The organism is Pseudomonas sp. ok266 (genome assembly GCF_900110195.1).
Taxonomy (GTDB): domain Bacteria; phylum Pseudomonadota; class Gammaproteobacteria; order Pseudomonadales; family Pseudomonadaceae; genus Aquipseudomonas; species Aquipseudomonas neuropathica.
Genome location: NZ_FOCU01000013.1, coordinates 208,917 through 232,845 on the forward strand (window position 1 = coordinate 208,917; position 23,929 = coordinate 232,845).

The window sequence follows — 23,929 nt, forward strand, 5'->3', positions numbered from 1 at the left end:
GCCAAACACAGCGGAAGGAGGTGCAGCGAAGCAAACCGTAGACGCTGCGCCCGGATCGATCCCGGAGCGAAGGAACCCGAGCCTGCGAGGGCCGAACGCAGGAGCAAGCCTTTTGGGTTACCTTTTTGGCGTTTGAAAAAGGTGACCCGCCGTAAGGGCGGAACCGTAATCAGCAACACCCGCAAAAACGGATATTCACCCAAAACCCCAAGAACATGGTCGGCCCAAAGGCCGCCAAGACACAAAAAAAAAGGGGCAACCGAAGTCGCCCCAAAATGCCTTGCGTGCTCATCAATCCAGAAGAATCACTTCTTGCGCTTATTCGCATCCTTCCAGATAAAAAATCCAAACCCTGCAAAAAACAGAACCATCAGCCCTACAGTCAGGACCCCGGCAAACACCACGTTATCGAAAAACATGACTGGCCTCCTGGCCCCTGCTCTGCTGCGATGGGACTAAGTTACCAAACACACAGGCGCACAAATTGACCGGGATCAATACCAGCAACGAAGGGGGATAAAGGAGGGAGATTAAATGACCTGCATCAACGGATGCAGGGGGAGATCAACGCTTTTTCGGCTTGTTTTTCGACTTTTTCTTGGCTTTTCCCAGCGGCATAGCCTGCTCGAACGCTTGGCGCACCTCGTTCAGGCGCTTCTCTTTAATGTCATGCACACGCTTGGCGCGCTCAGTGCTGAGGTCAATCAGTTTGTCGTCTTGGCTCATGGCGTCAGTACATCACTTGAAAGAATCACAACTGCCACATCACCGGCAGGACTGCGCCAATAATGCAGCCTCAGACACGCGCTGACCAGCCGGCGCGCCCCACGCGGTACAGCGACTCAAATCTCGATATCGACCCACAAGCCCTGACGCGGCTGATCTTCCATCAGCGGCACCACCGGCACGGTATTGTCGGCATTCAGTTCGGTACCGGGCACCGCCAGGTGTTCTTCCGGGTCTTCGTCGGCTTCGCGACGGCGTCGATCACGCTCCTGCTGACGGCGTTGTTCTTCACGCGCCAGCAGACGATCCTCTTCCGGATCGCGCTTTTGCAGATCGATCGTGCTTTCGTTGGAGCTTTCCTGCACCGGCACCACCGGAGGAATGTCCGGCCGCTGGCGGATCGGATCCTGCTGGGAAGTGATCGGCACAGCGCTCAGAGGGAGCATCGGTGGCAACATATAAAGGGTCTCCTGTCTGCAGGCTATCGGCTGCGGCAAAGGCGCCTTGAGCCACTGGTCGAAAATCTGTGACGCACTTGGCACGTGCAGGAGCTGCCGAAGGCTGCGATCTTCATCAGACAGCTCAAACCTCAAGGGTTCTCAAAGATCAAAAGATCGCAGCCTACGGCAGCGCCTACGCCAGTAATCTTTGGCCCTGAAGCCTGCATTCCGTTAAGATAGCCCGCTTTTTCAAGGTGGGAGTCAGGCAGCATGGCGCAGCAGTATCAACCGGGGCAACGCTGGATCAGTGACAGCGAAGCAGAGCTTGGTTTAGGCACCGTTCTGGCACAGGACGGCCGCTTGTTGACCGTGCTTTACCCGGCCACTGGCGAAACCCGCCAGTACGCGCTACGGAATGCGCCCCTGACCCGCGTGCGGTTCTCGCCGGGTGACAGCATCACCCACTTCGAAGGCTGGAAAATGACCGTGCAGCAAGTCGACGACGTCGACGGGCTGATGGTCTATCACGGTCTCAACGGGCAGAACGAAGCCGTCACCCTGCCGGAAACCCAGCTGTCGAACTTCATTCAGTTCCGTCTGGCCAGCGACCGTCTGTTCGCCGGCCAGATCGATCCGCTGGCGTGGTTCTCGCTGCGTTACAACACCCTCGAACACACCAGCCGCCAACTGCAATCGTCGCTTTGGGGCCTGGGTGGCGTTCGCGCTCAGCCAATCGCGCACCAATTGCACATTGCTCGCGAGGTCGCCGACCGTATCGCGCCGCGCGTATTGCTGGCGGACGAAGTGGGTCTGGGTAAAACCATCGAAGCCGGTCTGGTGATCCATCGCCAACTGCTCTCGGGCCGCGCCAACCGCGTGCTGATCCTCGTCCCGGAAAACCTCCAGCACCAGTGGCTGGTTGAAATGCGCCGCCGCTTCAACCTGCAAGTTGCGCTGTTCGACGAAGAGCGTTTCATCGAAAGCGATGCCACCAACCCGTTCGAAGACACCCAACTGGCGCTGGTTGCGCTGGAATGGCTGGTCGACGACGAGAAGGCCCAGGACGCACTGTTCGCGGCCGGTTGGGATTTGCTGGTGGTCGACGAAGCCCACCACCTGGTCTGGCACGAAGAGAAAGCCAGCGCGGAATATTCGCTGGTCGAGCAACTCGCCGAAGTCATTCCGGGCGTGCTGCTGCTCACCGCCACCCCGGAACAACTCGGCCAGGACAGCCACTTCGCCCGTCTGCGCCTGCTTGACCCGAACCGTTTCCATGACCTGGCTGCCTTCCGCGCCGAGAGCGAGAACTATCGCCCGGTGGCCGAAGCCGTTCAGGAACTGCTCGACAAGGGCCGTCTCTCGGCCAAAGCGCACAAAACCATTCAGGGTTTCCTCGGCAACGAAGGCGAAGCCCTGCTGACCGCGGTCAACGATGGCGACACCGAAGCCAGCGCACGCCTCGTGCGTGAACTGCTCGATCGCCACGGCACCGGCCGCGTGCTGTTCCGTAATACCCGCGCCGCCGTGCAGGGTTTCCCGGAGCGCAAACTGCACCCGTACCCGCTGCCATGCCCGGACGAATACCTCGAACTGCCGCTGGGCGAACACGCCGAGCTGTACCCGGAGGTCAGCTTCCAGGCCCAGCCGGACGCCAGCGAAGAAGAACGCTGGTGGAAATTCGACCCGCGCGTCGAATGGCTGATCGATCAGCTGAAAATGCTCAAGCGCACCAAAGTGCTGGTGATCTGCGCCCACGCCGAAACCGCGATGGATCTGGAAGACGCCTTGCGCGTGCGTTCCGGCATCCCGGCCACGGTGTTCCACGAAGGCATGAACATCCTTGAGCGTGACCGCGCCGCCGCCTACTTCGCCGACGAAGAGTTCGGCGCACAAGTGCTGATCTGCTCGGAAATCGGCAGTGAAGGTCGTAACTTCCAGTTCGCGCACCACTTGGTGCTGTTCGATCTGCCGTCGCACCCGGATTTGCTTGAGCAGCGTATCGGTCGTCTCGACCGGATCGGCCAGAAACACATCATCGAACTGCACGTGCCGTACCTGGAAACCAGCCCGCAAGAGCGCCTGTTCCAGTGGTACCACGAAGCGCTCAACGCGTTCCTCAACACCTGCCCGACCGGCAACGCCTTGCAGCACCAGTTCGGCCCGCGCCTGCTGCCGCTACTCGAAGAAGCCGACGACAGCGAGTGGCAAGCGCTGATTGACGAAGCACGCACCGAGCGCGAGCGTCTCGAAGCCGAACTGCACACCGGTCGCGACCGTCTGCTGGAGCTGAACTCCGGCGGTGCGGGCGAAGGTGAAGCGCTGGTCGAGGCCATCCTTGAGCAAGACGATCAGTTTGCCCTGCCGATCTACATGGAAACCCTGTTCGACGCGTTCGGCATCGACAGCGAAGACCATTCGGAAAACGCCCTGATCCTCAAGCCGAGCGAAAAAATGCTCGACGCCAGTTTCCCGCTGGGCGACGACGAAGGCGTGACCATCACCTACGACCGCAACCAGGCGCTGTCGCGCGAAGACATGCAGTTCATCACTTGGGAACACCCGATGGTGCAGGGCGGCATGGATCTGGTGCTGTCCGGTTCGATGGGCAACACCGCTGTCGCGTTGATCAAGAACAAGGCGTTGAAACCGGGCACCGTGCTGCTGGAACTGCTCTACGTCAGCGAAGTGGTCGCGCCGCGTTCGCTGCAACTGGGTCGTTACCTGCCGCCGGCCGCCCTGCGCTGCCTGCTCGACGCCAACGGCAACGACCTGTCGGCTCGCGTCTCGTTCGAAACCCTGAACGACCAGCTGGAAAGCGTGCCGCGTGCCAGCGCCAACAAGTTCATCCAGGCCCAGCGCGATCAGTTGACGCCACGGATCAACGCCGGTGAAGACAAGATCGCCCCGCGTCACGCCGAGCGCGTGGCCGAGGCCCGCCGCCGTCTGGCCGCCGACACCGACGAAGAACTGGCGCGCCTGACCGCGTTGCAAGCGGTCAACCCGACCGTACGTGACAGCGAACTGGATGCGCTGCGCACCCAACGTGAGCAGGGTCTGGCGATGCTGGGTAAAGCGGCGTTGCGCCTGGAAGCGATTCGGGTGTTGGTGGCGGGCTAAACCGCCCTGCTCCAGCGCTGAAAACAACAAGGCCTGCAGTGATGCGGGCCTTTTTGTTTGCCTGTTATTTATTAGTTGATGCTGATGGCTCTATCGCGAGCAGGCTCACTCCTACAGTTGGAATGCGTTCCCCTGTAGGAGTGAGCCTGCTCGCGATAGCGGTTATGCAGTCGCCGCAGCCACTTGCGGCTCAACCACCGCAACCAACCCCTCCTTCATCCGCTGCGCATCGCGCACAAAACACCGCGCCGCCAGAAACAGAAACACCATGGTCAAAAACAGCGCCACCGGAATCAGGTACATCGCATCATGCAGCCCGACTGCCTTAAACGCTTCGGTCATCTGCTCCGCCCCAGCCGCCAGCATCGCGGTATGCGCGAAATGATCCGACAAGCCCCCTACCACCACCGGTCCAAGACCGCCGCCCAGCAGATACAACCCGGCGAAGAACAACGCCATCGCCGTCGCTCGCAGGCGCGGTTCGACCACGTCCTGAATCGCCGTATAAACGCAGGTGTAGAAGTTGTAGGCGAACAGCCAGCCGACACTGAACACCGCGACAAACACGCCAATCTCGATCCGCCCGGAATGCAGCGCCCACGCCGTGCACAAGGTCGAGATAATCAGACTGAACGCCGCAAACAGCAGCCGCCCGTTGGCCACACGCTGGTGAATCTTGTCGGCAATCCAGCCGCCCAGGGTCAAGCCGACCAGCCCGGTCACGCCAACGATAACTCCGGTGGCCACCGCCGCTTCCTGCAACGGCATGAGGAAATAGCGTTGCAGCATCGGCACCAGAAACGAGTTACAGGCATACGTGGCAAAGTTGAAGCACAACCCGGCCATCACCAGCCAGAGAAAGGTCGGCACTGCGAGAATCCGCCGGATCGGCTTGTCGACCTTTTCTTGCGAAACCTGCACGGTTTCCGCCGCCCCGCGCTTCGGCTCTTTGATGAAGAACATGAAAATCGCCAGGATCAGCCCTGGTACTGCGGCAATAAAGAACGGCGCACGCCAGCTGTCGAATGCCTTGACCATCGCCCCGATGGTGAAGAATGCCAGCAACAGCCCTAACGGCAAACCGAGCATGAAAATGCCCATCGCCCGCGCCCGACGATGGGCAGGAAACAAATCACCGATCAGCGAGTTGGCCGCCGGCGCATAACTGGCTTCACCGATGCCGATGCCCATGCGCACGATCAGGAAGCTCCAGAAACTGCCGACCAAGCCGTTGACTGCCGTCAGCGCACTCCACGTTGCCAGGCCCCAGCCCATCAGCTTGCTGCGCGAACCGGTATCGGCCATCCGCCCCAGCGGCAGACCGGCAATCGCGTAAACAATGGTGAATGCGGTTCCGACGATGCCCAGTTGAAAGTCACTGAGGTGCCATTCCATTCGGATCGGCTCGATGATGATCGCCGGAATGGTGCGGTCGAAAAAGTTGAACAGGTTGGCGAGGAACAGCAGGAACAGAATGCGCCAGGCATTCGCCGCTTGGGTCGAGTTCTGCATGGGTCCGTCTCTTTATTGTTATAGGGCTTCACTGCCACCGCATCCGAGCCCGGAACCTGCAATCTAGTCAGCCGCGCAAAGGCTGTCTGTGATCATTCGTCTGCCTGATATCGACCCATGGCACTGTAACGAAACGTAAGCCCTTGATAAGCCTGAAATCCCCCGAAAACCGGGGCTTTTGCAGCAAAACCTTGCCACAAAAAAATAGTTTCCTGCCCCCCTTCCCAAGTCTGCGGCAAAGCCTAGAATGGCCGCCGGATCCGTCCGGATCTCCCGATCAATCCCTTTGATACCCTCGCCCATGTCTGAAGTCAGTCCGTGTCTGAATTGCGGTGCCTGCTGTTCCCATTTTCGCGTGTCTTTCTTTTGGGGTGAGTGCGCATCTTCCGGCGGCACGGTGCCTGATGAACTGGTCACACAGATCAGCCCCAGCCGGGTGGCGATGAACGGCACCGACTGCAAATCGCCGCGTTGCACGGCGTTGGTCGGTGAAGTCGGCAGCGAGGTGAAGTGCTCGATTTATGAACTGCGCTCCAGCCCCTGCCGCGAATTCGAGTCGTCATGGGAAAACGGCGAGCAGAATGTCGATTGCGATAAGGCCCGCGCGCGTTTCGGCTTGCCGCCCCTGCAACCCGATTGGGCGCAAATCCCTTTCGAACAGATCGCTTAAGCTTTTAGCGCCAATCGCTATGACGCTAATGCCAAAATCATTAGCGCCAATGTGCCACTACCGCTTGCACGCCGAAATCGGCCTCTATACTCCTGACATTCAACTGCGTTCAACGCGCACTCGGGACGACTTCAGAGACGGGGCATGCTATGGAGTGGCTTGGTTTGCAGTTTGTTGCCGAGCTGCCGGAGAGCGGGCAGGTCATCCTCGATTGCAGTCACAACCCTCTCCTGGTGATGGTTGCGTATCTGGTCGCCTGCGCAGCCAGTTTCGCCACCCTGGATATGGCTGAGCGCGTTGTAAATGCCGAAGATCCGGGATCGCGGCGGAGCTGGCGCTGGATCGGTGCGACCTGCCTGGCTGGCGGCATCTGGGCCATGCATTTTATCGGCATGCTGGCTTTCCAGACACCGATCGACATTCAGTACGACCTTGGCATCACCCTTTTCTCGTTGCTGATCGCCCTGCTCGCCTCTTGGCTGGCCATGCAAACTTTGAGCGAAGCGCAGCCGAGTGCGTTGCATTGCTTGAAAACCGCGTTTGTCATCGGCCTGGGCATCGCCGGCATGCATTACGTTGGCATGGCGGCGATGAAGTCGAGCGCCACCGCCTACTATCAGCCAGGACTGTTCGCGCTGTCTGTGGCGATCGCCATCGGCGCCAGTTTCGCCGCGCTGTGGGTGGCCCGCTATCTGAGCGAAGGCAGCGGCGTGGCGCATCATTTGCTCAAGTACGGCGCTGCGCTGATTCTCGGCGCCGGCATCATCAGCATGCATTTCACCGGCATGGCTGCGCTGGATCTGGTTCTTCCCGAGGGAGGCCTGATAGCGAGCGGCGGCGATAACGGGCATCTGCAACTGGGCCTGACCGTGGCGCTGATCATCCTGCTGATCCTTGGCAGTGCGATCAGTGCGGCGCTGGCCGACAAGAAACTGCAGAACAAAGAAGAGGACCTGCGCCGCGTCAACGCCCTGCTCAGCCAGCTCGATCAGGCGCGCATGTCGCTGCAACAAGCGGCCAACTACGACGCACTGACCAACCTGATCAACCGGCGCGGTTTCAACCAGATCTTCGCCGAGAAACTCAGCCAGAAAACCAGCGAAGGCGGCATGCTCGCGGTGATGTTTCTCGACATCGACCACTTCAAGCGGATCAACGACAGCCTCGGCCATGACGCCGGTGACGAACTGCTCAAAGTCATCGCCCAGCACATCAAAGGCTCGGTGCGCAGCCATGAAGACGTGGTCGCGCGTTTCGGCGGCGACGAGTTCTGCATCCTCATCAATCTGCGTGACCGCGAAGAAGCCCGCAACATGGCCCAGCGCATCATGCTCAAGATGAAGGAGCCGATCGAACTGGCCGGACGCCGCATGGTGATGACCACCAGCATCGGCATCAGTCTGTTTCCGGAGGATGGCAGCACCTGCGAAGAATTGCTCAAACACGCGGATCTGGCGCTGTATCAATCCAAAGGCGCAGGGCGCAACGGCCTGCATTTTTTCAGTTCCAACCTCAAGACCCGCGCCAGCTTCGAGCTGCAACTGGAAGAAGAATTGCGCCACGCCTTGCGCGAAGAAAACGGCCTGACGCTGTATTACCAACCAATCTTCGAACTGAAAACCGGCCGCGTCACCAAGCTTGAAGCACTGATCCGCTGGCAGCATCCACTGCACGGGTTGCTGACCCCGGATCGCTTTATCTCCATCGCTGAAAATAACGGTCTGATTGCCGAGCTGGATAATTGGGTGCTGCGCCGGGCCTGCAAGGATCTGGGCGAACTCTCGCGGCATGGTTGCGAAGAACTGAAAATTGCCTGGAACTGCTCACCACTCAACCTCGCCCGGGAAGAACTGGCCACGGAAATCGAAAGCGCATTACGCACCGCCGGGGTGGCGCCGGGACGGCTGGAACTGGAAGTCACCGAAAACGCGTTGATGGGCAACATTGCCAACACCCTGGTATTGCTGAGACAGATCCGCGCGCTTGGCGTCTCACTGTCGATCGACGATTTCGGCACCGGTTATTCCTCGCTGGCCTACCTCAAACGCCTGCCGCTCAACACCCTGAAAATCGACCGCTCGTTTATCCTCGACATTCCCACGGCGACCGCCGACATGGAGATCGTCCAGGCGATCATCGTCATGGCCCACACTCTGCACTTGCAGGTGGTGACCGAAGGCGTCGAAAGTCTGGAGCAGTACGAATTCCTTGAACGCTCGGGCTGCGATTTCATCCAGGGTTACCTGCTCAGTCGCCCCGTGCCGCTGGACGAGTTGCGCCCGGTGCTGGAAGAAATCAATCAGCGCAAGCATTCACACACGGTCAATCCGCTGATTCTGGCGCGCGGTACATTTGCACCAGTGTCGCTGGATCCTGCGCCAAATAGCCTTGCGCCCCATGCAGGCGCATCAGTTGTGCGGCCAATCCGCTGATCGGCGTCGCCGAACCCTGTTCGCGGGAGAATTTGACGGCGGTGTCGAGATCCTTGAGCAATGTGCGCACGTGCCATTTGATCGGTTCGAAACGGCTGTCAGCCATTTGCGGGGCGAGGATCTGCAGCGGTTTCGAATCGGCAAAACCGCCGGCCAGCGCTTCAGCGATCAGGCTCGCGTCGACTCCAGCCTGTTCGGCAAGTGCCACCACTTCAGCGATGACCAAAGCATTGCAGGCGACGATCATCTGATTGCAGGCCTTGGTCACCTGCCCTGCGCCAATTCCGCCCATGTGCGTGACGCGCTGACCGAGATTGAGCAACACCGAGCGCACCCGCTCAAGATCCGCAGCGTTACCACCGACCATGATTGCCAGACTGCCCACCTCGGCACCGACCACGCCGCCGGACACCGGTGAATCCAGCCAGGCCATGCCGGTTTTCTCCGCCAGTTCTGTGGCCATCTCGCGCGTGGCGGTCGGCTCAAGGCTGGAAAAGTCCACCAGCAACTGGCCGTTTTTCGCGCCTTCGGCGATACCTTCAGCACCAAAAACCACCTGGCGAACCACCGCCGTGTCGGCCAGACACAGCATCACCACGTCGGCGTGTTCGCACAGTTCAGCGGGGCTCGCTACCTGTCGCGCGCCGGCCTCGACCAATGGCGCGCACTTGACCGGGTTGCGGTTCCACACGGTCAGCGGATAACCCGCCGCCAACAAACGCCGGCACATGGGCAGGCCCATCAGACCGATTCCGGCGAACCCCAACGAAGGTAGCGTTGACATCATTTTGCCTCTTTTCGATTAAAGATCGCCGAATAATGGCCGATTCATCAACGATCAGGAAAGGATTCCCCCCAGCGACAGTCAGGCCAAAAACCTGATGCTCGGGCTCAATTCGCGCACAAAGACGCGAGATCTTATTCCGTGAGGTTCGCAGGCAAAAGCCCGCGAGCCAACCCAGTCCAGGTATATGGCGCACAATGACTTCTAAAAACAATCCCGCCACTGCGGTATCCGATCTGACTTTGAGCCCCGCCGCCAACAGCCCGTCACCGTCGAAGCCATTGCTGCCGTCGCGCCCGCTGTCGACTCAGCAATACCTGTACTTCACCGAAACCAATACCGACCGCATCCTCGACAATCTCGACGGTTTGCGTGATCTGGTGTTCCCGCGCCCGCCGCACCTGGAAGGCGATAACGAACAGCACAACGATCAGGAATTCCCGTCGGTGTGTCTGATCGGCCTCGGTCGCTGCGGCTCCAACATCGCGCTCGATGTCGCGGAGCTGGTGTACAACGCGCGCAAGTTCTACCTCAACGAATTCAACAACGAAGACCGCGCGGCAGATCGCCGACTGGCCGACAAGGGCTACAGCCCGGCCCAGTGGATCAAGAACAACCTGCGCATCGGCCCGAACAAATCGACCAAACCGGTGTTCCTGGTCGAACCGCTGGTGATGCTCGGCGACCTCGACAAGGACATCGCCGGGCGCATCCGTTTCTCGCGCAAGGGCGAGAAAAGCGGCTTCCTGCGCGACTACAGCAAAATGAAGATCATGGACTTGTCCGAAGTCCACGCCGGTGGCGCCGGTAACGCGCCGATCCTCGGCCAGTATCTGGCGAAGATCATCCTCAACAAGGACACCCAGCGTTTCTCCAGCCCTGACTGGAAAATGATCCATTCGTACCTGATCGACAGCTGCGGCATCAAGGCCAACCAGTCGCGCCTGTATTTCTCGATCTTCAGTGCCGGCGGCGGTACCGGTTCCGGCATGGCCTCGGAATTCGGCCTGGCGCAGCAGCACTCGTACATGAACAAGACGTTCGACACCAAGCCGATGGATGAGCATGACGGCAAGAGCGGGCATTCGTTCGTGTTCGAACCGATCTTCACCAGCGGCATCTGCGTGCTACCGAATATTTCCGATCACCGCAGCGAAATGTCCGAGGCGCTGCACATCAACGCCGGTCGCCTGCTGTGCAAATACCTTTCGGAAGAATGGGATTTCTCCTACAACTTCGCCAATGAAGACAGCAGCGAAGCCAGCGTCATGGGCCGTATCCGCCCTTGGAACGCGATGATGCTGATCTCCAACGACATCATGCGTTACGCCGAAGAAAGCGATGACGGCAACATCCAGAACATTGATGTCAATGCGATGGAGAAGCACGCCAACCAGTACATCTCGCAGCAGATCTTCAACATTCTGACAGCGCAGGCCGTCACCACGGACTACGACCAGAACTACTTCCGCCGCGCCGGCATCGACATCGGCGAAACCATTCGCCTCGACGCCAACGACCTGTTCATGAGTCTGGCTGGCCCGGTGGCAATTGCCTACGCCGAATCGGTGGTGCCGGAAACCCCGCCGCCGAGCAGCGACAAGTTCAAGGTGTTCGACAAAGAGCCGCAGCGCCTGAACATTGACGACCTGTTCTTCCGCTCGATCGACCTGCCGCACTTCAACAAAGTGACCCAGGCGATTGAAGGCATCAGTCTGTTGCCGATCGAGTCCAAGCGTTATCGCGCTTCGCTGGAGCAGTACAAGAATTCCGGCTACGACGCTGCCGCGCTGCACGACCTGCACTTCTTCAAGAACTGCTCGTCGGTGGTCTCGATTGTCTCGTTGCCGAAAGACTACAAGCTGTCGTACATGGACCTGAACCGGTTGAAGACTCACCTCAACAGCCTGTTCCCCAACACCACGCTCAAGCGTTACGCGCTGGTGATCGGCGCCTCGGCCAACCTCTCGCTGACCACGTTGATCGCGAAGAGCCCGTGCCTGTCGGATGACTTCCTGACCTTGATCGTGGCGTTCATCAAGCGCTGCTTCGCGAAGAACCCGTACCGTTTCGACGAGACCCTGGACAACTCGATCCTCGATTTCATCATCAACGAAGAGTTCGACGAAGACCGCATCGACGACCTGCTCAACGAATTCGAGAACCCGGCGAAGATCCTCGACACTAACTGGTACGCGATAAAACCGATGTACGAGAAGAAGTACCGCGAGTTGATCAACGACAAAGAGAAGTTTGTCTCGATCAACGACATTCGTTTGTCGCGTGATTGCGTGAAGAAGTCGATCAAGTACCTGCGCGAGATTTACCGTCACCGGATTGGCAAGACCAAGGTTATTTCCCTCAATAACCATACCGGCAAATCATTCACGGTCTGATCCACGACCGAGTCGCCCCCTTCGCGAGCAAGCTCGCTCCCACATTTGGAATGCGTTCCCCTGTGGGAGCGAGCTTGCTCGCGAAGGGGTCAGCCGATTCCCTGAAGATTTCGGCCTTTCCAAGATCCAGAAACAATTAAGCAGCCGTTAGGCTGCTTACTAAACTGTTCCCGTTACGTTTACGTCACCGTGAGCCCGCCCGCGCCTGTGGCGTTTCTCTACGGCAACGTGCCATCACGCTACTCCGCTACACACTTTTCGCTGATGACCGGTCGCACCATCAAGGTGCAGCAGCAGAAGTACCTGCCCTTTCCTGGATCATAATCCACGGCGAAACCACCACCGCCCACAACGACGGATCACGCTCGAAAAGATCCAGCGCCCGCGTTTCAGAGAGCTTGGCGACCTTGTCTTCGGCCAGCCAGGCAGCCACTTTCTCGCCATCATCCGACGCCACGGCCTCGGCAGCGGCGATCAAATCCAGCGCAGGGTCGACCCACAATAGGGCACCCTTGGCGAAGAACGGCTCCAACTCTTTCCAGGTAATAGATGCGGTTTCACCAAGCAGCTTGGCATAGAGGGTGCTAGGTTCTTGATTCATGGGTGCTGTCCGGAAAAGAAATCGACGCGAATAATAACGTCGGTGGTCCGTCAGCAAAACCCGGTTGCAAATGGCTGCACCGAACGAAAAGAGCAGGAACGCCAGGGAATGCTGCTGATTGGGATATATGCCCACGAACGCCCCGCCGCAATTCTGTCTTTTTCATTCAAAAATGCGACACCCCGAAGTTTTGCCCCTCGGCGCCCGCTTCCCAGGCTGACAACCGGCGCTCTACACTGTACCGGTACAGTTGCCGGGGGCATTTCCGGAGGGTATCGCAAAGATATCTGACCCGGTTCTGCTGCTACGGCGCCAGAACTCAAAAAAATTACAACAGTAAGAGTGGAGCACTATGACTAAGGCTACTAAGCAGATTTCCAAACTGTTTGCCGCTATGGTTCTGGCCGGGGTTGCCAGCCATTCGTTCGCAGCTGACACCATCAAAATCGGTATCGCCGGTCCTAAAACCGGTCCTGTAGCCCAGTACGGCGACATGCAGTTCAGTGGCGCGAAAATGGCCATCGAGCAAATCAACGCCAAGGGCGGCGTCGACGGCAAGAAGCTCGAAGCCGTTGAATACGACGATGCCTGCGATCCGAAACAAGCGGTAGCGGTCGCGAACAAGGTCGTCAACGACGGCGTCAAGTTCGTGGTTGGTCACCTGTGCTCCAGCTCCACTCAACCGGCTTCGGACATCTACGAAGACGAAGGCGTGATCATGATCACCCCGGCTGCTACCAGCCCGGACATCACCGCCCGTGGTTACAAAATGATCTTCCGCACCATCGGTCTCGACAGCGCCCAGGGCCCTGCCGCCGGTAACTACATTGCAGATCACGTCAAACCGAAAATCGTTGGCGTGCTGCACGACAAACAGCAGTACGGTGAAGGCATCGCCACCGCCGTGAAATCGACCCTCGAGAAGAAAGGCACCAAGGTTGCCGTGTTCGAAGGCGTCAACGCCGGCGACAAAGACTTCTCGGCGATCATCGCCAAACTCAAACAAGCCAACGTCGACTTCGTTTACTACGGCGGCTACCACCCGGAGCTGGGTCTGATCCTGCGTCAAGCCCAGGAAAAAGGCCTGAAAGCCAAGTTCATGGGTCCGGAAGGCGTGGGTAACGACTCGATCACCCAGATCGCCAAAGACGCGGCCGAAGGCCTGCTGGTGACCCTGCCGAAATCCTTCGACCAGGATCCAGCCAACATTGCCCTGGCCGATGCTTTCAAGGCGAAGAAAGAAGACCCGAGCGGCCCGTTCGTGTTCCCTTCCTACTCGGCGGTTGAAGTGATTGCCGAAGGCATCAAGGCAGCCAAGTCCGAAGACGCGGCGAAAGTGGCTGAAGCCATTCACGCCGGCACCTTCAAGACGCCTACTGGCGACCTGAGTTTCGACGCCAAGGGCGACTTGAAAGACTTCAAATTCGTGGTCTACGAGTGGCACAACGGCAAGCCGAAAACCGAAGTGTCGCCTCAGTAAGGCGCTGCCTGACTGACTGCCAATAAAGCCCACGGCGTGCCGTGGGCTTTGTTTTACGAATGTATTGGGCCGCGCTGGCGTGATCCGCCAGTCTCCCCACCTGAAAATCTCAAAACCGTCATCAGCGGTTCGCTGGCAAAACCCGGATTCGAAGTGGATAAAGATCCACGGGGCCGGGCGGGAAAATGACTCCACCAGTGAAATGCGTATCAGGTTTTTAGGAGCGCTGTAATGCCTGACATCTATCACTTCTTCCAACAGCTGGTTAACGGCCTGAACGTTGGCAGCATGTATGCCCTGATCGCCATCGGCTACACGATGGTTTACGGCATCATTGGAATGATCAACTTCGCCCACGGCGAGGTGTACATGATCGGTTCCTACGTGGCGTTCATCGCCATCGCCGGGCTGACCATGATGGGACTCGACAGTGTCCCGCTGTTGATGACCGCAGCGTTTATCGCCAGCATCGTCGTCACCAGTTCCTACGGTTACAGCATCGAACGCATTGCCTACCGCCCGTTGCGCGGCAGCAACCGTCTGATCCCGCTGATTTCCGCGATCGGTATGTCGATCTTCCTGCAGAACACCGTTCTGCTGGCGCAAGACTCCAAGGACAAAGCTATCCCCAACCTGATTCCGGGCAACATTGCCTTCGGCCCAGGTGGCGCACAAGAAGTGCTGATTTCCTACATGCAGATCGTGGTGTTCGTGGTGACCCTGATCGCCATGCTCGGCCTGACCCTGTTCATCTCCCGCTCTCGCCTGGGTCGCGCCTGCCGCGCCTGCGCCGAAGACATCAAGATGGCCAACCTGCTCGGCATCAACACCAACAACATCATTGCCCTGACCTTCGTCATCGGTGCCGCGCTGGCGGCCGTTGCGGCTGTGCTGCTGAGCATGCAGTACGGCGTAATCAACCCGAACGCCGGTTTCCTCGTCGGCCTCAAAGCCTTCACCGCAGCGGTACTGGGCGGTATAGGCAGCATCCCCGGCGCCATGCTCGGCGGGCTGGTGCTTGGGGTGGCGGAAGCCTTTGGTGCCGATATCTTCGGCGACCAGTACAAGGACGTCGTGGCTTTCGGCTTGTTGGTTCTGGTGCTGTTGTTCCGTCCGACCGGCATTCTGGGCCGTCCGGAGGTTGAGAAAGTATGACTAGGAATCTTAAACAGGCGCTGTTCAGCGCTTTGCTGGTGTGGGCCGTGGCCTACCCGGTACTCGGTTTGAAACTGACCATCGTCGGCATCAACCTGGAAGTGCACAACACCAGCCCGGCCGTGCTGGCGACCATCGCCATCTGCTCGGTACTGATGTTCCTGCGCGTGCTGTTCAATCAGCAGATCAGCAAGGCCTGGCGATCCTCGCCGGGCTTGCCGCTGATTCCGGCCAAGGCCAGCAACTTCCTGACCCTGCCGACCACCCAGCGCTATTTCATCATTGCGCTGATTCTGGTGGCGCTGGTGTGGCCGTTCTTCGGCTCGCGTGGCGCGGTGGACATCGCGACGCTGATCCTGATCTACGTGATGCTCGGCCTCGGCCTGAACATCGTCGTCGGTCTGGCCGGTCTACTCGACCTCGGTTACGTCGGCTTCTACGCCGTCGGCGCCTACAGCTACGCGCTGCTGTCGCACTACTACGGCCTGAGCTTCTGGATCTGCCTGCCGATTGCCGGCCTGATGGCGGCGACGTTCGGTTTCCTGCTGGGCTTCCCGGTGTTGCGTTTGCGCGGTGACTACCTGGCGATCGTAACCCTCGGCTTCGGCGAGATCATCCGTCTGTTCCTGCGTAACCTGACCGACATCACCGGCGGTCCGAACGGCATCAGTAACATCGAGAAACCGACGTTCTTCGGTCTGACCTTCGAACGCAAAGCTGCGGAAGGCATGCAAACCTTCCACGAGTATTTCGGCCTGCAATACAACTCGATCAACAAGGTGATTTTCCTCTACCTGGTTGCGCTGTTGCTGGCGCTGGCGGCGCTGTTCGTCATCAACCGCCTGCTGCGCATGCCGATCGGCCGTGCGTGGGAAGCGCTGCGTGAAGACGAAATTGCTTGCCGCGCGCTCGGTCTCAACCCGACGATCATCAAACTTTCCGCGTTCACCCTCGGTGCTGCGTTTGCCGGTTTCGCCGGTAGCTTCTTTGCTGCCCGTCAGGGTCTGGTCACTCCGGAATCCTTCACCTTCATCGAGTCGGCGATCATCCTCGCCATCGTCGTGCTGGGTGGCATGGGCTCGCAACTGGGCGTGATTCTCGCGGCCGTGGTGATGATCCTGTTGCCGGAAATGATGCGTGAGTTCAGTGAGTACCGCATGTTGATGTTCGGTGCCCTGATGGTGTTGATGATGATCTGGCGTCCACAAGGTCTGCTGCCGATGCAACGCCCACACATGGAGTTGCGCAAATGAGCCGCGAGATCCTTAAAGTCGAAAACCTGAGCATGCGCTTCGGCGGCTTGCTGGCGGTCAACGGTGTGGCCCTGACCGTCAAAGAAAAACAAGTGGTTGCATTGATCGGGCCGAACGGCGCGGGCAAGACCACTGTGTTCAACTGCCTGACCGGTTTCTATCAGCCCACCGGCGGCAGCATCCTGCTGGACGGCGAGCCGATCCAAGGCCTGCCGGGCCACAAGATCGCCCTCAAAGGCGTGGTGCGCACCTTCCAGAACGTGCGCTTGTTCAAGGACATGACCGCGGTCGAAAACTTGTTGATCGCCCAGCACCGTCACCTGAACACCAACTTCCTGGCCGGTCTGTTCAAGACCCCGGCGTTCCGCAAAAGCGAGCGCGAGGCCATGGAATTTGCCGAGTACTGGCTGGAAAAGGTCAACCTCAAAGAGTTCGCCAACCGTACCGCCGGCACCCTGGCCTACGGTCAGCAACGGCGTCTGGAAATCGCTCGCTGCATGATGACCCGTCCACGGATCCTTATGCTCGACGAACCGGCGGCCGGTCTGAACCCGAAGGAAACCGAAGACCTCAAGGCGCTGATCGGCGTGCTGCGTGAAGAGCACAACGTCACCGTGCTGTTGATCGAACACGACATGAAACTGGTCATGAGCATTTCCGACCACATCGTCGTGATCAACCAGGGCACGCCTCTGGCCGACGGCACACCGGAACAGATCCGCGACAATCCTGAAGTGATCAAAGCCTACCTGGGGGAAGCGTAAATGCTGCAGTTCGAAAACGTTTCCACCTTCTACGGCAAGATCCAGGCCCTGCACAGCGTCAACGTCGAAGTCCGTCAGGGCGAGATCGTGACCCTGATCGGCGCCAACGGTGCCGGCAAGTCCACGCTGCTGATGACGCTCTGCGGTTCGCCGCAAGCGCATAGCGGCAGCATCCGCTACATGGGTGAGGAACTGGTCGGCCAGGACTCGTCGCAGATCATGCGCAAGAGCATCGCGGTGGTGCCGGAAGGTCGTCGGGTATTCGCCCGTCTGACCGTTGAAGAAAACCTCTCCATGGGCGGCTTCTTCACCGACAAGGGCGACTATCAGGAACAAATGGACAAGGTCCTCGGCCTGTTCCCGCGCCTGAAAGAACGCTTCAACCAGCGCGGCGGCACCATGTCCGGCGGCGAACAGCAAATGCTCGCCATCGGCCGTGCGCTGATGAGCAAGCCGAAACTGCTGCTGCTCGATGAGCCATCGCTGGGCCTGGCACCGATCATCATCCAGCAGATTTTCGACATCATCGAAATGCTGCGCAAGGATGGTGTGACGGTGTTCCTGGTCGAGCAGAACGCCAACCAGGCGCTGAAAATCGCTGACCGCGCCTACGTTCTGGAAAACGGCCGCGTGGTCATGCAAGGCACCGGTGAAGCGCTGCTGACCGACCCGAAAGTACGCGAGGCGTACCTCGGCGGTTGATGTGTTTCAGCCAACAAAAAACGGCCTTCGGGCCGTTTTTTTTGTGCTTGGCATTCCTCCCTTTGGGGACCGGACTTTGGCGGTTCACAACAGGCATAACAGGCTGCCGTGTTTTACTGATCATTGACGTTTTCTTCGCGTAGATAATTGATCACGTCCTGCACCGTTGTAAAAGCCATGGATTTATACTCCGGGATCTCCATATCAAACTCATTCTCAATCACCATCATCAAATAAAACTTGTCCCCGTCGTCCAACCCCAGATCACCGACGAAGCTGCTTTCATTTTTGACTTGATGCTCATTGATTTCCAAATGATCAGCGACAAACTTTCTCACACGTTGCTCTAAATCGTCCATTTCCAACACCTCACTTTTCATTGAAGGTTCCTGCCGCGAGGAAACATCCCGAATCAGGGGGCAACTCTTGAGCCCAGCGTCTGATTCGCAGAAATAACGCCCGTCGCCTGCAGCAAATCACTCACCGCGTGCAAGACACCAAAATCTTCAAGAGTGGCTTTTTTATTCAGAATGCGACGCAGGCAAAAATAGATCTGCAGTTCACCAAATGCAGCGCCGTCATTAACAACCTTTTCATCCAGGATGATATTGGCCTTCTCGTCGATCCTGGCTTGCACGAGCTTTTTCAATTCGGACAAATTCATGGTCTTTCTCCCTGATGTGTACCGCCACAAGCCCAATATACTCAGTCGGAAAACCCTGCCAACTGTCATAAATGACAGTTTTTAATAACCATTTACGATAACCATTATTCAATTCCTTGGGTTACCTCTGCTTCCACCGGCGATGTGCGTGTGTTCTTTTGAAAAAGATTTGAGCGTTGCTGTAACGCATCGCAGTGAGCGTTCTCTAGTGGGGTAAGCAAGCACAAACCGCTTGTAAAAACCCTGAACAAGACTGGAGAAACATCATGACTGCTACCACTCGCACCCTGTCCGCCACTGCCCTGGTTCTGGCCCTCGGTTCTGCCCTGAGCATGGCTGCTGTATCGACCGTCCACGCCGCTGACGCCGACATGGAAAAATGCTTCGGCGTGGCCATGAAAGGTCACAACGATTGCGCCGCAGGCGCAGGCACCACTTGTGCCGGCACGTCGAAAATGGACTACCAGGCCAACGCCTGGAAACTGGTTCCGAAAGGCACCTGCGCCACCACCGAGAGCAAGACCTCGCCGACCGGTTTCGGTCAGATGGAAGCGTTCAAAGCCAAGTCCTGATCCGCGAACTGCCTGAGTGACGATCATGCTCACCCTCAATGACCATGCCCAACCCCGCACTCAGGCAGCCCTCACCGGGCTCCCGCCCCGTGCCGGGCTGGGACTCAAGACCGGGCACTTTCGTGAAGTGCTCGGCTCATCACCGGACATCGGCTTCTTCGAAGTCCACGCTGAAAACTACATGGTGGCCGGCGGTCCGTTTCATCATTTTCTCGGTTTGATCCGCGAGCAGTATCCGCTGTCGCTGCACGGTGTCGGCTTGTCCATCGGTGCTGAAGGGCCGCTGGATGAACAGCACCTCAAGCGCCTCGCCGAACTGATTCGGCGCTATCAACCGCAATCCTTTTCCGAACATCTGGCCTGGTCGAGCCACGGCCCGGTGTTTCTCAATGATCTGCTGCCACTGGCCTATGACAAGCCGACGCTGAACCGCGTCTGCGAGCATATCGATCAGGTGCAGAACACCCTGCAACGACCCATGCTGCTGGAGAATCCGGCAACCTATCTGGCGTTCGAGCGCTCGACGATCGATGAGGCAGACTTCATCGCAGAGGTCATCCGCCGCAGTGGCTGTGGCCTGTTGCTCGACGTCAACAATGTCTACGTTTCCTGCGTGAACCATCAGCGTGATCCGTTGGCGTATCTCGATACCCTGCCCCTGCACAGGGTTGGCGAGATTCATCTGGCCGGGTTTGCCGAAGATAGCGACAGCCTCGGCGATCGTTTGCTGATCGATGATCACGGCGCGCCGATCGATCAAGCCGTCTGGAATTTGTACCGGCAAGTACTGCAGCGCACCGGCCCGGTGGCGACTCTGATCGAGCGCGACAATCAAGTGCCGGCGTTCGCAGTGCTGCTGGTCGAGGCGCAACAGGCTGATGCGCTTTTGCGCGAGGCCGGAGGCCGCACATGAGCAATCAACGCGCTTTCGCGGCTGCGCTCATCGACACGCGGCTGCCCTGCCCCGAAGGTCTGTGCAGTGCCAACGGCGCTGATCCGGCGAGCCGTTTCGCGGTGTATCGCAACAACGTGCAGGGCTCGCTGAGCAATGCGTTGGGCGACAGCTATCCGGTGGTTGTGCAATTGGTGGGCGAAGAATTCTTCCGCGCCATGGCGGCCGTTTTCGTACAACAGCAACCGCCGCAAAGTCGGTTGATGAGCTGCTACGGCGAACAATTTGCGGACTTCATTGCAGCGTTTGAACCCGCCGGCAGCGTGCCTTATCTGGCCGACGTGGCGCGCCTTGAGCACCTGCGCACCCTCGCCTATCACGCCGCCGACGCCCTGCCCGTCCGGCCAGAAGAAATCACGGCAGCCCTGACTGATGCGCAAACGCTGAGTGAGCTGCGCCTCGACCTTCATCCCTCCCTGCACCTGCTCGACTCAACCTATGCCGTGGTGGCGATCTGGGGCGCACATCAACACGACGCGACACTGGAGGGCATCGACATCAACCAAAGGCAACACGCGCTGGTATTGCGCAATGGCCTGGACGTCGAAGTGTTTGCCGTTGACCCCGGCGCCAGTACGTTTATCCGCAACCTGATCGATGGCCAGCCACTGCTGAAAGCGGCGGAAAACAGCCCTGAGTTCGACCTCGCGCAAACCCTCGGCTTGCTGATCGCGCACAACGCCATTACCCACTTGAATAACAAGGAACTGCCATGAAAACGCTCATCACCCGCGCCATTGCGCTGCTGGAAAAAATCCCCCACAGCCTGATCGCGTTCATTGCGCGTTTCTCGATTGCCGCGGTGTTCTGGAAATCAGGACAGACCAAGGTTGAAGGTTTGGCCATTGACTTGATTGACGGCACTTTTCAATTCGGCTGGCCACGTCTGGCCGACTCGACGATTCCGTTGTTCAAGAGCGAATACCACGTGCCGTTATTGTCGCCAGAGATTGCCGCGCACATGGCCGCGTTCGCCGAGCACTTTTTTCCGCTGCTGATTCTGATCGGCTTCGCTACGCGTTTTTCGGCGTTGGCCCTGTTGGGGATGACCCTGACCATTCAACTGTTTGTGTATCCCGATGCCTATCCGACCCACGGCACCTGGGCGGCGGTGTTGCTGTACCTGATGGCGACGGGGCCGGGCAAGTTGTCGATTGATCATCTGATCGCCCGCCATTTCGCAAAATAAACAAAATCCTTGTGGGAGCGAGCCTACTCGCGAATGCGTTAGTTCAGTCAACACATGAAGTGTCTGTGAAACCGCTTTCGCGAGCAGTCTCGCTCCCACAGGAGAATGAAGTCAGCGCTGAAGGCGATCCAGCGCCTCACCGCTGCGTTTGAACCAGCCGATCAGATAGTCAGCGAGTACTTGCGTGCGCTTCGGCAGTCCGCCCTGATACGGATGCACCAGGTACATCGGCATGCGCCGGGTCTGAAAATCGCGCAGGAGCCAGCGCAATCGGCCGTCAGCCAATTCCGCTTGCAGTAAGTAGGAAGGCAGTCGCGCGATACCGGCGCCGCTAAGCGCGGCTTTCTTCAGCAAGTTGTAATGGTTGCTGGCGAACGGCCCCGACACCCGCACCCGCAGCAATTCATGCTGCTGGTGATAAAGCCATTCCTCACGCCCGCTGTAGTGGCTGTTGAGTAAGCACCGATGCTCGGCCAGTGCCTGCGGCGTCAACGGTTCACCGAAGCGTTCGAGGTAAGCCGGGCTCGCGCAGGTCATTTCCTGCCATGCCAGTAACGGTTTGGCGACCAGTCGCTCGTCGTTGGCCACTTCGCTGCGGATCGCCAGATCAAGGCCGTCCCGAGACAGATCGCGGTAACTGTTATTCAACTCCAGCTCGATCTGCACCTCGGGGTATGTGTGCGAGAACTCCAACAGCAGACCATCGAAGAAGGTTTCGCCCAGCGACACCGGCACCGTCATGCGCACCGGTCCGGCCATATCGTCCTTCAACCGCGCCAAGGCCTGACGCGCCCTTTCCACCTGTACGACCAACGCCTGGGCCTGCGGCAACAATGCTGCGCCGGCGGCGGTCAGGCTCAAGCGCCGGGTGGTGCGTTGCAGCAGCACCACGGAAAACTGTGCTTCGAGCTGACTGATGCGTTTGGACAACTGACCCTTGCTGCAGCCCAACTGCTGCGCCGCCAGGGTAAAACTGCCCGCTTCGATCAACACTGCGAACGCCGCCAGATCATCCATTTCGCTCATGGATTGTTTCCATTTGAAAACCAAAGGTTGCCTATTAGCGCGCTTATCCACAGAAAAAACCACTCTAGACTGAAACCTCGTTCAATCACTTGAGGTACGGCACGATGAAGATTCTGTTGATAGGCGCTGGCGGCACCATTGGTTCGGCGGTGGACAAAGAACTGTCGCAACGCCACGAAGTCATCCGCATTGGCCGCACCAGCGGTGACTTGCAGGTGGATATCAGCGACAGCGCATCGATCCGCAAACTGTTCGAAAAAACTGGCAGGTTCGATGCCCTGGTGTGCGCCGCCGGCAACGTGACCTTCGCCCCACTGGGCGAGATGACTGAAGACAGCTTCGCCCTCGGGCTTAAAGACAAACTGATGGGCCAGGTCAATCTGCTGCTGATCGGCCGCGAATTCGCCAATGACGGCGGCTCCTTCACTTTTACCACCGGCGTGCTCAGCCATGATCCGATCCGCAGCGGCGCCTCGGCAGCGCTGGTCAACGGCGCCCTCGACAGCTTCGTGCGCGCCGCCGCTATCGAACTGCCACGCGGCCTGCGAGTGAACTCGATCAGCCCGACCGTACTGCTGGAAGCCATGGGCAGCTACGCCCCGTATTTCCGTGGTTACAAGCCGGTTCCTGCGGCGGATGTGGCGCTGGCCTACGCGAAGAGTGTGGAAGGCCTGCAGACAGGTCAGACATTTCACGTGGGCTAAACCCTTGTGATGAACGGTCAGGCTGCGTAACGTGGCGGCACTTGTCTGGAGAGCCGAAGATGCGTGTTGCCCGTTCGTTAGTCGTTATTGCCCTGCTGCCATTGTTTGCCGCTTGCCAGTTGCTCGATGGCCAGCGAGAAAGTACCTCGCACGTCGGGCAGACGCGGATGCAGGGGCAACTGACCGCTGCCGACGGCAAACTGGTGTTCCAGCCGTGCCAGGAGCAGCGTCAACTGGTGGTCAATGACATTGGTGGCACCAGCATTCTGCAAGAAGCGGCAACGCTGGCTGATGAGCAAGGCAAACTGTTTGCCGATATTCGCGGCAAAGTTGCCGGCGATCGACTCGACCTGACTCAGCTGTACCGCGTCGAGCGCTCGGGCACGGCTTGCGATGATCCCAACTTCAAACAACTGATCCTGCGCGCGGCCGGCCATGGCCCGGAATGGAACGTCAAAGTCAGCGGCAAAGGCATGGTCATCGACCGCGCAGGCCAGCCGCCACTCGCGGTGCCCTATGTTGAAGAACAACTGGGCGACGGCCGCTTCAATCTGAGCAGCGAAGCCAATAACCAGCGCATCGAGTTGTGGGTCGCGCCGCAGCGCTGCGTCGACAGCAGCACCGGCAGCGTGCAGCACATGAGCGCCGAACTGCGCATCGACGGCCAGGTGCAGCGCGGTTGCGGGTATTTCGGCGGATCGCGCAACGACTGAGCGTTTTAGCCTCACCGGATCCGGCCTTTGCGGCTTATAATCGCGGCCTTCAAACGCCCTGGCGCAGTTGTGCGCCC

Annotated in this window: 24 protein-coding genes; 15 read left to right on the plus strand and 9 right to left on the minus strand. The window is 58.8% G+C overall.

All coding sequences use genetic code 11. The features are described from left to right. Nucleotides 1-305 precede the first annotated feature (305 nt). From ccoM to BMY54_RS23890, 3 genes are all read right to left on the minus strand, one after another. Nucleotides 306-419 carry a cytochrome c oxidase subunit CcoM gene (gene ccoM, locus BMY54_RS31155; RefSeq protein WP_003222396.1) on the minus strand — a complete coding sequence of 38 codons (114 nt, stop codon included), beginning with the start codon at nucleotides 417-419 and terminating at the stop codon, nucleotides 306-308. A 145-nt stretch (nucleotides 420-564) separates the two neighbouring features. Beyond that, nucleotides 565-726 (minus strand): hypothetical protein, encoded by a 162-nt coding sequence (locus BMY54_RS30675; protein ID WP_007918490.1) that lies wholly within the window; start codon nucleotides 724-726, stop codon nucleotides 565-567. A gap of 116 nt (nucleotides 727-842) precedes the next feature. Beyond that, nucleotides 843-1,184 (minus strand): hypothetical protein, encoded by a 342-nt coding sequence (locus BMY54_RS23890; RefSeq protein WP_003222394.1) that lies wholly within the window; start codon nucleotides 1,182-1,184, stop codon nucleotides 843-845. 252 nt (nucleotides 1,185-1,436) lie between these two features. On the opposite strand from BMY54_RS23890, the gene rapA reads away from it, so the two are divergent. Continuing rightward, nucleotides 1,437-4,283, plus strand: coding sequence for an RNA polymerase-associated protein RapA (rapA, locus tag BMY54_RS23895; RefSeq protein ID WP_093438673.1), 2,847 nt, complete (start codon nucleotides 1,437-1,439; stop codon nucleotides 4,281-4,283). A gap of 162 nt (nucleotides 4,284-4,445) precedes the next feature. On the opposite strand, the gene BMY54_RS23900 is transcribed toward rapA, so the two are convergent. Beyond that, a complete protein-coding gene (locus tag BMY54_RS23900; protein WP_093438678.1) occupies nucleotides 4,446-5,795 on the minus strand; it encodes a spinster family MFS transporter in 1,350 nt (449 codons plus the stop codon). A gap of 301 nt (nucleotides 5,796-6,096) precedes the next feature. Between BMY54_RS23900 and BMY54_RS23905 the strand changes: the two genes are divergently transcribed. Together BMY54_RS23905 and BMY54_RS23910 are read left to right on the plus strand one after the other, a co-directional pair. Beyond that, on the plus strand, nucleotides 6,097-6,465 hold the full coding sequence (locus BMY54_RS23905) for a YkgJ family cysteine cluster protein (RefSeq protein WP_034155003.1): 369 nt from the start codon (nucleotides 6,097-6,099) through the stop codon (nucleotides 6,463-6,465). A 149-nt stretch (nucleotides 6,466-6,614) separates the two neighbouring features. After that, complete coding sequence (locus tag BMY54_RS23910) at nucleotides 6,615-8,897, plus strand: putative bifunctional diguanylate cyclase/phosphodiesterase (RefSeq protein WP_093438682.1); 2,283 nt, start codon at nucleotides 6,615-6,617, stop codon at nucleotides 8,895-8,897. Here the strand turns inward: BMY54_RS23910 and BMY54_RS23915 are convergent. After that, a complete protein-coding gene (locus BMY54_RS23915; RefSeq protein ID WP_175559656.1) occupies nucleotides 8,788-9,684 on the minus strand; it encodes an NAD(P)-dependent oxidoreductase in 897 nt (298 codons plus the stop codon). The two genes, BMY54_RS23910 and BMY54_RS23915, sit on opposite strands and share 110 nt — an antisense overlap. 194 nt (nucleotides 9,685-9,878) lie before the next feature. Here BMY54_RS23915 and BMY54_RS23920 point away from each other — a divergent pair, with 194 nt between their 5' ends. Next, the gene (locus BMY54_RS23920; RefSeq protein ID WP_093438686.1) at nucleotides 9,879-12,077 is read left to right on the plus strand and encodes a hypothetical protein; all 2,199 of its coding nucleotides are present in this window, start codon (nucleotides 9,879-9,881) and stop codon (nucleotides 12,075-12,077) included. A 280-nt stretch (nucleotides 12,078-12,357) separates the two neighbouring features. Here the strand turns inward: BMY54_RS23920 and BMY54_RS23925 are convergent, their stop codons facing one another. Further along, a complete protein-coding gene (locus BMY54_RS23925; RefSeq protein WP_093438691.1) occupies nucleotides 12,358-12,678 on the minus strand; it encodes a DUF2288 domain-containing protein in 321 nt (106 codons plus the stop codon). Nucleotides 12,679-13,030: 352 nt separating this feature from the next. Between BMY54_RS23925 and BMY54_RS23930 the strand changes: the two genes are divergently transcribed. From BMY54_RS23930 to BMY54_RS23955, 5 genes are all read left to right on the plus strand, one after another. Then, a complete protein-coding gene (locus tag BMY54_RS23930) occupies nucleotides 13,031-14,158 on the plus strand; it encodes a branched-chain amino acid ABC transporter substrate-binding protein (protein WP_093438696.1) in 1,128 nt (375 codons plus the stop codon). A 231-nt stretch (nucleotides 14,159-14,389) separates the two neighbouring features. Continuing rightward, a complete protein-coding gene (gene livH / locus BMY54_RS23940) occupies nucleotides 14,390-15,313 on the plus strand; it encodes a high-affinity branched-chain amino acid ABC transporter permease LivH (RefSeq protein ID WP_007918526.1) in 924 nt (307 codons plus the stop codon). Next, nucleotides 15,310-16,566, plus strand: coding sequence for a high-affinity branched-chain amino acid ABC transporter permease LivM (locus BMY54_RS23945; RefSeq protein ID WP_093438700.1), 1,257 nt, complete (start codon nucleotides 15,310-15,312; stop codon nucleotides 16,564-16,566). The genes livH and BMY54_RS23945 overlap by 4 nt, the downstream gene beginning before the upstream one ends. Then, entirely contained in the window at nucleotides 16,563-17,330 is a 768-nt protein-coding gene (gene livG, locus BMY54_RS23950) for a high-affinity branched-chain amino acid ABC transporter ATP-binding protein LivG (RefSeq protein ID WP_041478028.1), read from the plus strand. The genes BMY54_RS23945 and livG overlap by 4 nt, the downstream gene beginning before the upstream one ends. Next, on the plus strand, nucleotides 17,331-18,032 hold the full coding sequence (locus BMY54_RS23955; RefSeq protein ID WP_008082262.1) for an ABC transporter ATP-binding protein: 702 nt from the start codon (nucleotides 17,331-17,333) through the stop codon (nucleotides 18,030-18,032). A gap of 113 nt (nucleotides 18,033-18,145) precedes the next feature. Here BMY54_RS23955 and acpP read toward each other — a convergent pair whose 3' ends face one another. After that, on the minus strand, nucleotides 18,146-18,412 hold the full coding sequence (gene acpP, locus BMY54_RS23960; protein ID WP_256573941.1) for an acyl carrier protein: 267 nt from the start codon (nucleotides 18,410-18,412) through the stop codon (nucleotides 18,146-18,148). A gap of 32 nt (nucleotides 18,413-18,444) precedes the next feature. Further along, nucleotides 18,445-18,696 carry a hypothetical protein gene (locus BMY54_RS23965; RefSeq protein ID WP_093438705.1) on the minus strand — a complete coding sequence of 84 codons (252 nt, stop codon included), beginning with the start codon at nucleotides 18,694-18,696 and terminating at the stop codon, nucleotides 18,445-18,447. A gap of 266 nt (nucleotides 18,697-18,962) precedes the next feature. On the opposite strand from BMY54_RS23965, the gene BMY54_RS23970 reads away from it, so the two are divergent. From BMY54_RS23970 to BMY54_RS23985, 4 genes are read left to right on the plus strand one after another with little or no spacing between them, the layout of a single operon-like run. Beyond that, nucleotides 18,963-19,268 carry a BufA1 family periplasmic bufferin-type metallophore gene (locus tag BMY54_RS23970; protein ID WP_007918537.1) on the plus strand — a complete coding sequence of 102 codons (306 nt, stop codon included), beginning with the start codon at nucleotides 18,963-18,965 and terminating at the stop codon, nucleotides 19,266-19,268. Between the two features lie 25 nt (nucleotides 19,269-19,293). Further along, nucleotides 19,294-20,181, plus strand: coding sequence for an MNIO family bufferin maturase (locus BMY54_RS23975; RefSeq protein WP_093438708.1), 888 nt, complete (start codon nucleotides 19,294-19,296; stop codon nucleotides 20,179-20,181). Next, the gene (locus BMY54_RS23980) at nucleotides 20,178-20,936 is read left to right on the plus strand and encodes an HvfC/BufC N-terminal domain-containing protein (protein WP_093438711.1); all 759 of its coding nucleotides are present in this window, start codon (nucleotides 20,178-20,180) and stop codon (nucleotides 20,934-20,936) included. The genes BMY54_RS23975 and BMY54_RS23980 overlap by 4 nt, the downstream gene beginning before the upstream one ends. Beyond that, nucleotides 20,933-21,409, plus strand: a complete 477-nt coding sequence (locus BMY54_RS23985) for a DoxX family protein (protein WP_093438714.1) — start codon at nucleotides 20,933-20,935, stop codon at nucleotides 21,407-21,409. Before BMY54_RS23980 ends, BMY54_RS23985 begins: the two co-directional genes overlap by 4 nt. Nucleotides 21,410-21,520: 111 nt before the next feature. Here BMY54_RS23985 and BMY54_RS23990 read toward each other — a convergent pair whose 3' ends face one another. Beyond that, nucleotides 21,521-22,435 carry a LysR family transcriptional regulator gene (locus BMY54_RS23990; protein ID WP_093438717.1) on the minus strand — a complete coding sequence of 305 codons (915 nt, stop codon included), beginning with the start codon at nucleotides 22,433-22,435 and terminating at the stop codon, nucleotides 21,521-21,523. A 104-nt stretch (nucleotides 22,436-22,539) separates the two neighbouring features. On the opposite strand from BMY54_RS23990, the gene BMY54_RS23995 reads away from it, so the two are divergent. Further along, nucleotides 22,540-23,139: a short chain dehydrogenase gene (locus BMY54_RS23995; RefSeq protein ID WP_093438720.1), complete on the plus strand. Its 600-nt coding sequence runs from the start codon at nucleotides 22,540-22,542 to the stop codon at nucleotides 23,137-23,139. A 59-nt stretch (nucleotides 23,140-23,198) separates the two neighbouring features. Continuing rightward, the gene (locus BMY54_RS24000) at nucleotides 23,199-23,852 is read left to right on the plus strand and encodes a COG3650 family protein (RefSeq protein ID WP_093438723.1); all 654 of its coding nucleotides are present in this window, start codon (nucleotides 23,199-23,201) and stop codon (nucleotides 23,850-23,852) included. The last annotated feature ends 77 nt before the right edge of the window (nucleotides 23,853-23,929 follow it).

Coding starts and splice junctions, on each gene's coding strand:
- ccoM (WP_003222396.1), bottom strand. CDS start 419: ATGTTTTTCGATAACGTGGTGTTTGCCGGGGTCCTGACTGTAGGGCTG.
- BMY54_RS30675 (WP_007918490.1), bottom strand. CDS start 726: ATGAGCCAAGACGACAAACTGATTGACCTCAGCACTGAGCGCGCCAAG.
- BMY54_RS23890 (WP_003222394.1), bottom strand. CDS start 1,184: ATGTTGCCACCGATGCTCCCTCTGAGCGCTGTGCCGATCACTTCCCAG.
- rapA (WP_093438673.1), top strand. CDS start 1,437: ATGGCGCAGCAGTATCAACCGGGGCAACGCTGGATCAGTGACAGCGAA.
- BMY54_RS23900 (WP_093438678.1), bottom strand. CDS start 5,795: ATGCAGAACTCGACCCAAGCGGCGAATGCCTGGCGCATTCTGTTCCTG.
- BMY54_RS23905 (WP_034155003.1), top strand. CDS start 6,097: ATGTCTGAAGTCAGTCCGTGTCTGAATTGCGGTGCCTGCTGTTCCCAT.
- BMY54_RS23910 (WP_093438682.1), top strand. CDS start 6,615: ATGGAGTGGCTTGGTTTGCAGTTTGTTGCCGAGCTGCCGGAGAGCGGG.
- BMY54_RS23915 (WP_175559656.1), bottom strand. CDS start 9,684: ATGATGTCAACGCTACCTTCGTTGGGGTTCGCCGGAATCGGTCTGATG.
- BMY54_RS23920 (WP_093438686.1), top strand. CDS start 9,879: ATGACTTCTAAAAACAATCCCGCCACTGCGGTATCCGATCTGACTTTG.
- BMY54_RS23925 (WP_093438691.1), bottom strand. CDS start 12,678: ATGAATCAAGAACCTAGCACCCTCTATGCCAAGCTGCTTGGTGAAACC.
- BMY54_RS23930 (WP_093438696.1), top strand. CDS start 13,031: ATGACTAAGGCTACTAAGCAGATTTCCAAACTGTTTGCCGCTATGGTT.
- livH (WP_007918526.1), top strand. CDS start 14,390: ATGCCTGACATCTATCACTTCTTCCAACAGCTGGTTAACGGCCTGAAC.
- BMY54_RS23945 (WP_093438700.1), top strand. CDS start 15,310: ATGACTAGGAATCTTAAACAGGCGCTGTTCAGCGCTTTGCTGGTGTGG.
- livG (WP_041478028.1), top strand. CDS start 16,563: ATGAGCCGCGAGATCCTTAAAGTCGAAAACCTGAGCATGCGCTTCGGC.
- BMY54_RS23955 (WP_008082262.1), top strand. CDS start 17,331: ATGCTGCAGTTCGAAAACGTTTCCACCTTCTACGGCAAGATCCAGGCC.
- acpP (WP_256573941.1), bottom strand. CDS start 18,412: ATGAAAAGTGAGGTGTTGGAAATGGACGATTTAGAGCAACGTGTGAGA.
- BMY54_RS23965 (WP_093438705.1), bottom strand. CDS start 18,696: ATGAATTTGTCCGAATTGAAAAAGCTCGTGCAAGCCAGGATCGACGAG.
- BMY54_RS23970 (WP_007918537.1), top strand. CDS start 18,963: ATGACTGCTACCACTCGCACCCTGTCCGCCACTGCCCTGGTTCTGGCC.
- BMY54_RS23975 (WP_093438708.1), top strand. CDS start 19,294: ATGCTCACCCTCAATGACCATGCCCAACCCCGCACTCAGGCAGCCCTC.
- BMY54_RS23980 (WP_093438711.1), top strand. CDS start 20,178: ATGAGCAATCAACGCGCTTTCGCGGCTGCGCTCATCGACACGCGGCTG.
- BMY54_RS23985 (WP_093438714.1), top strand. CDS start 20,933: ATGAAAACGCTCATCACCCGCGCCATTGCGCTGCTGGAAAAAATCCCC.
- BMY54_RS23990 (WP_093438717.1), bottom strand. CDS start 22,435: ATGAGCGAAATGGATGATCTGGCGGCGTTCGCAGTGTTGATCGAAGCG.
- BMY54_RS23995 (WP_093438720.1), top strand. CDS start 22,540: ATGAAGATTCTGTTGATAGGCGCTGGCGGCACCATTGGTTCGGCGGTG.
- BMY54_RS24000 (WP_093438723.1), top strand. CDS start 23,199: ATGCGTGTTGCCCGTTCGTTAGTCGTTATTGCCCTGCTGCCATTGTTT.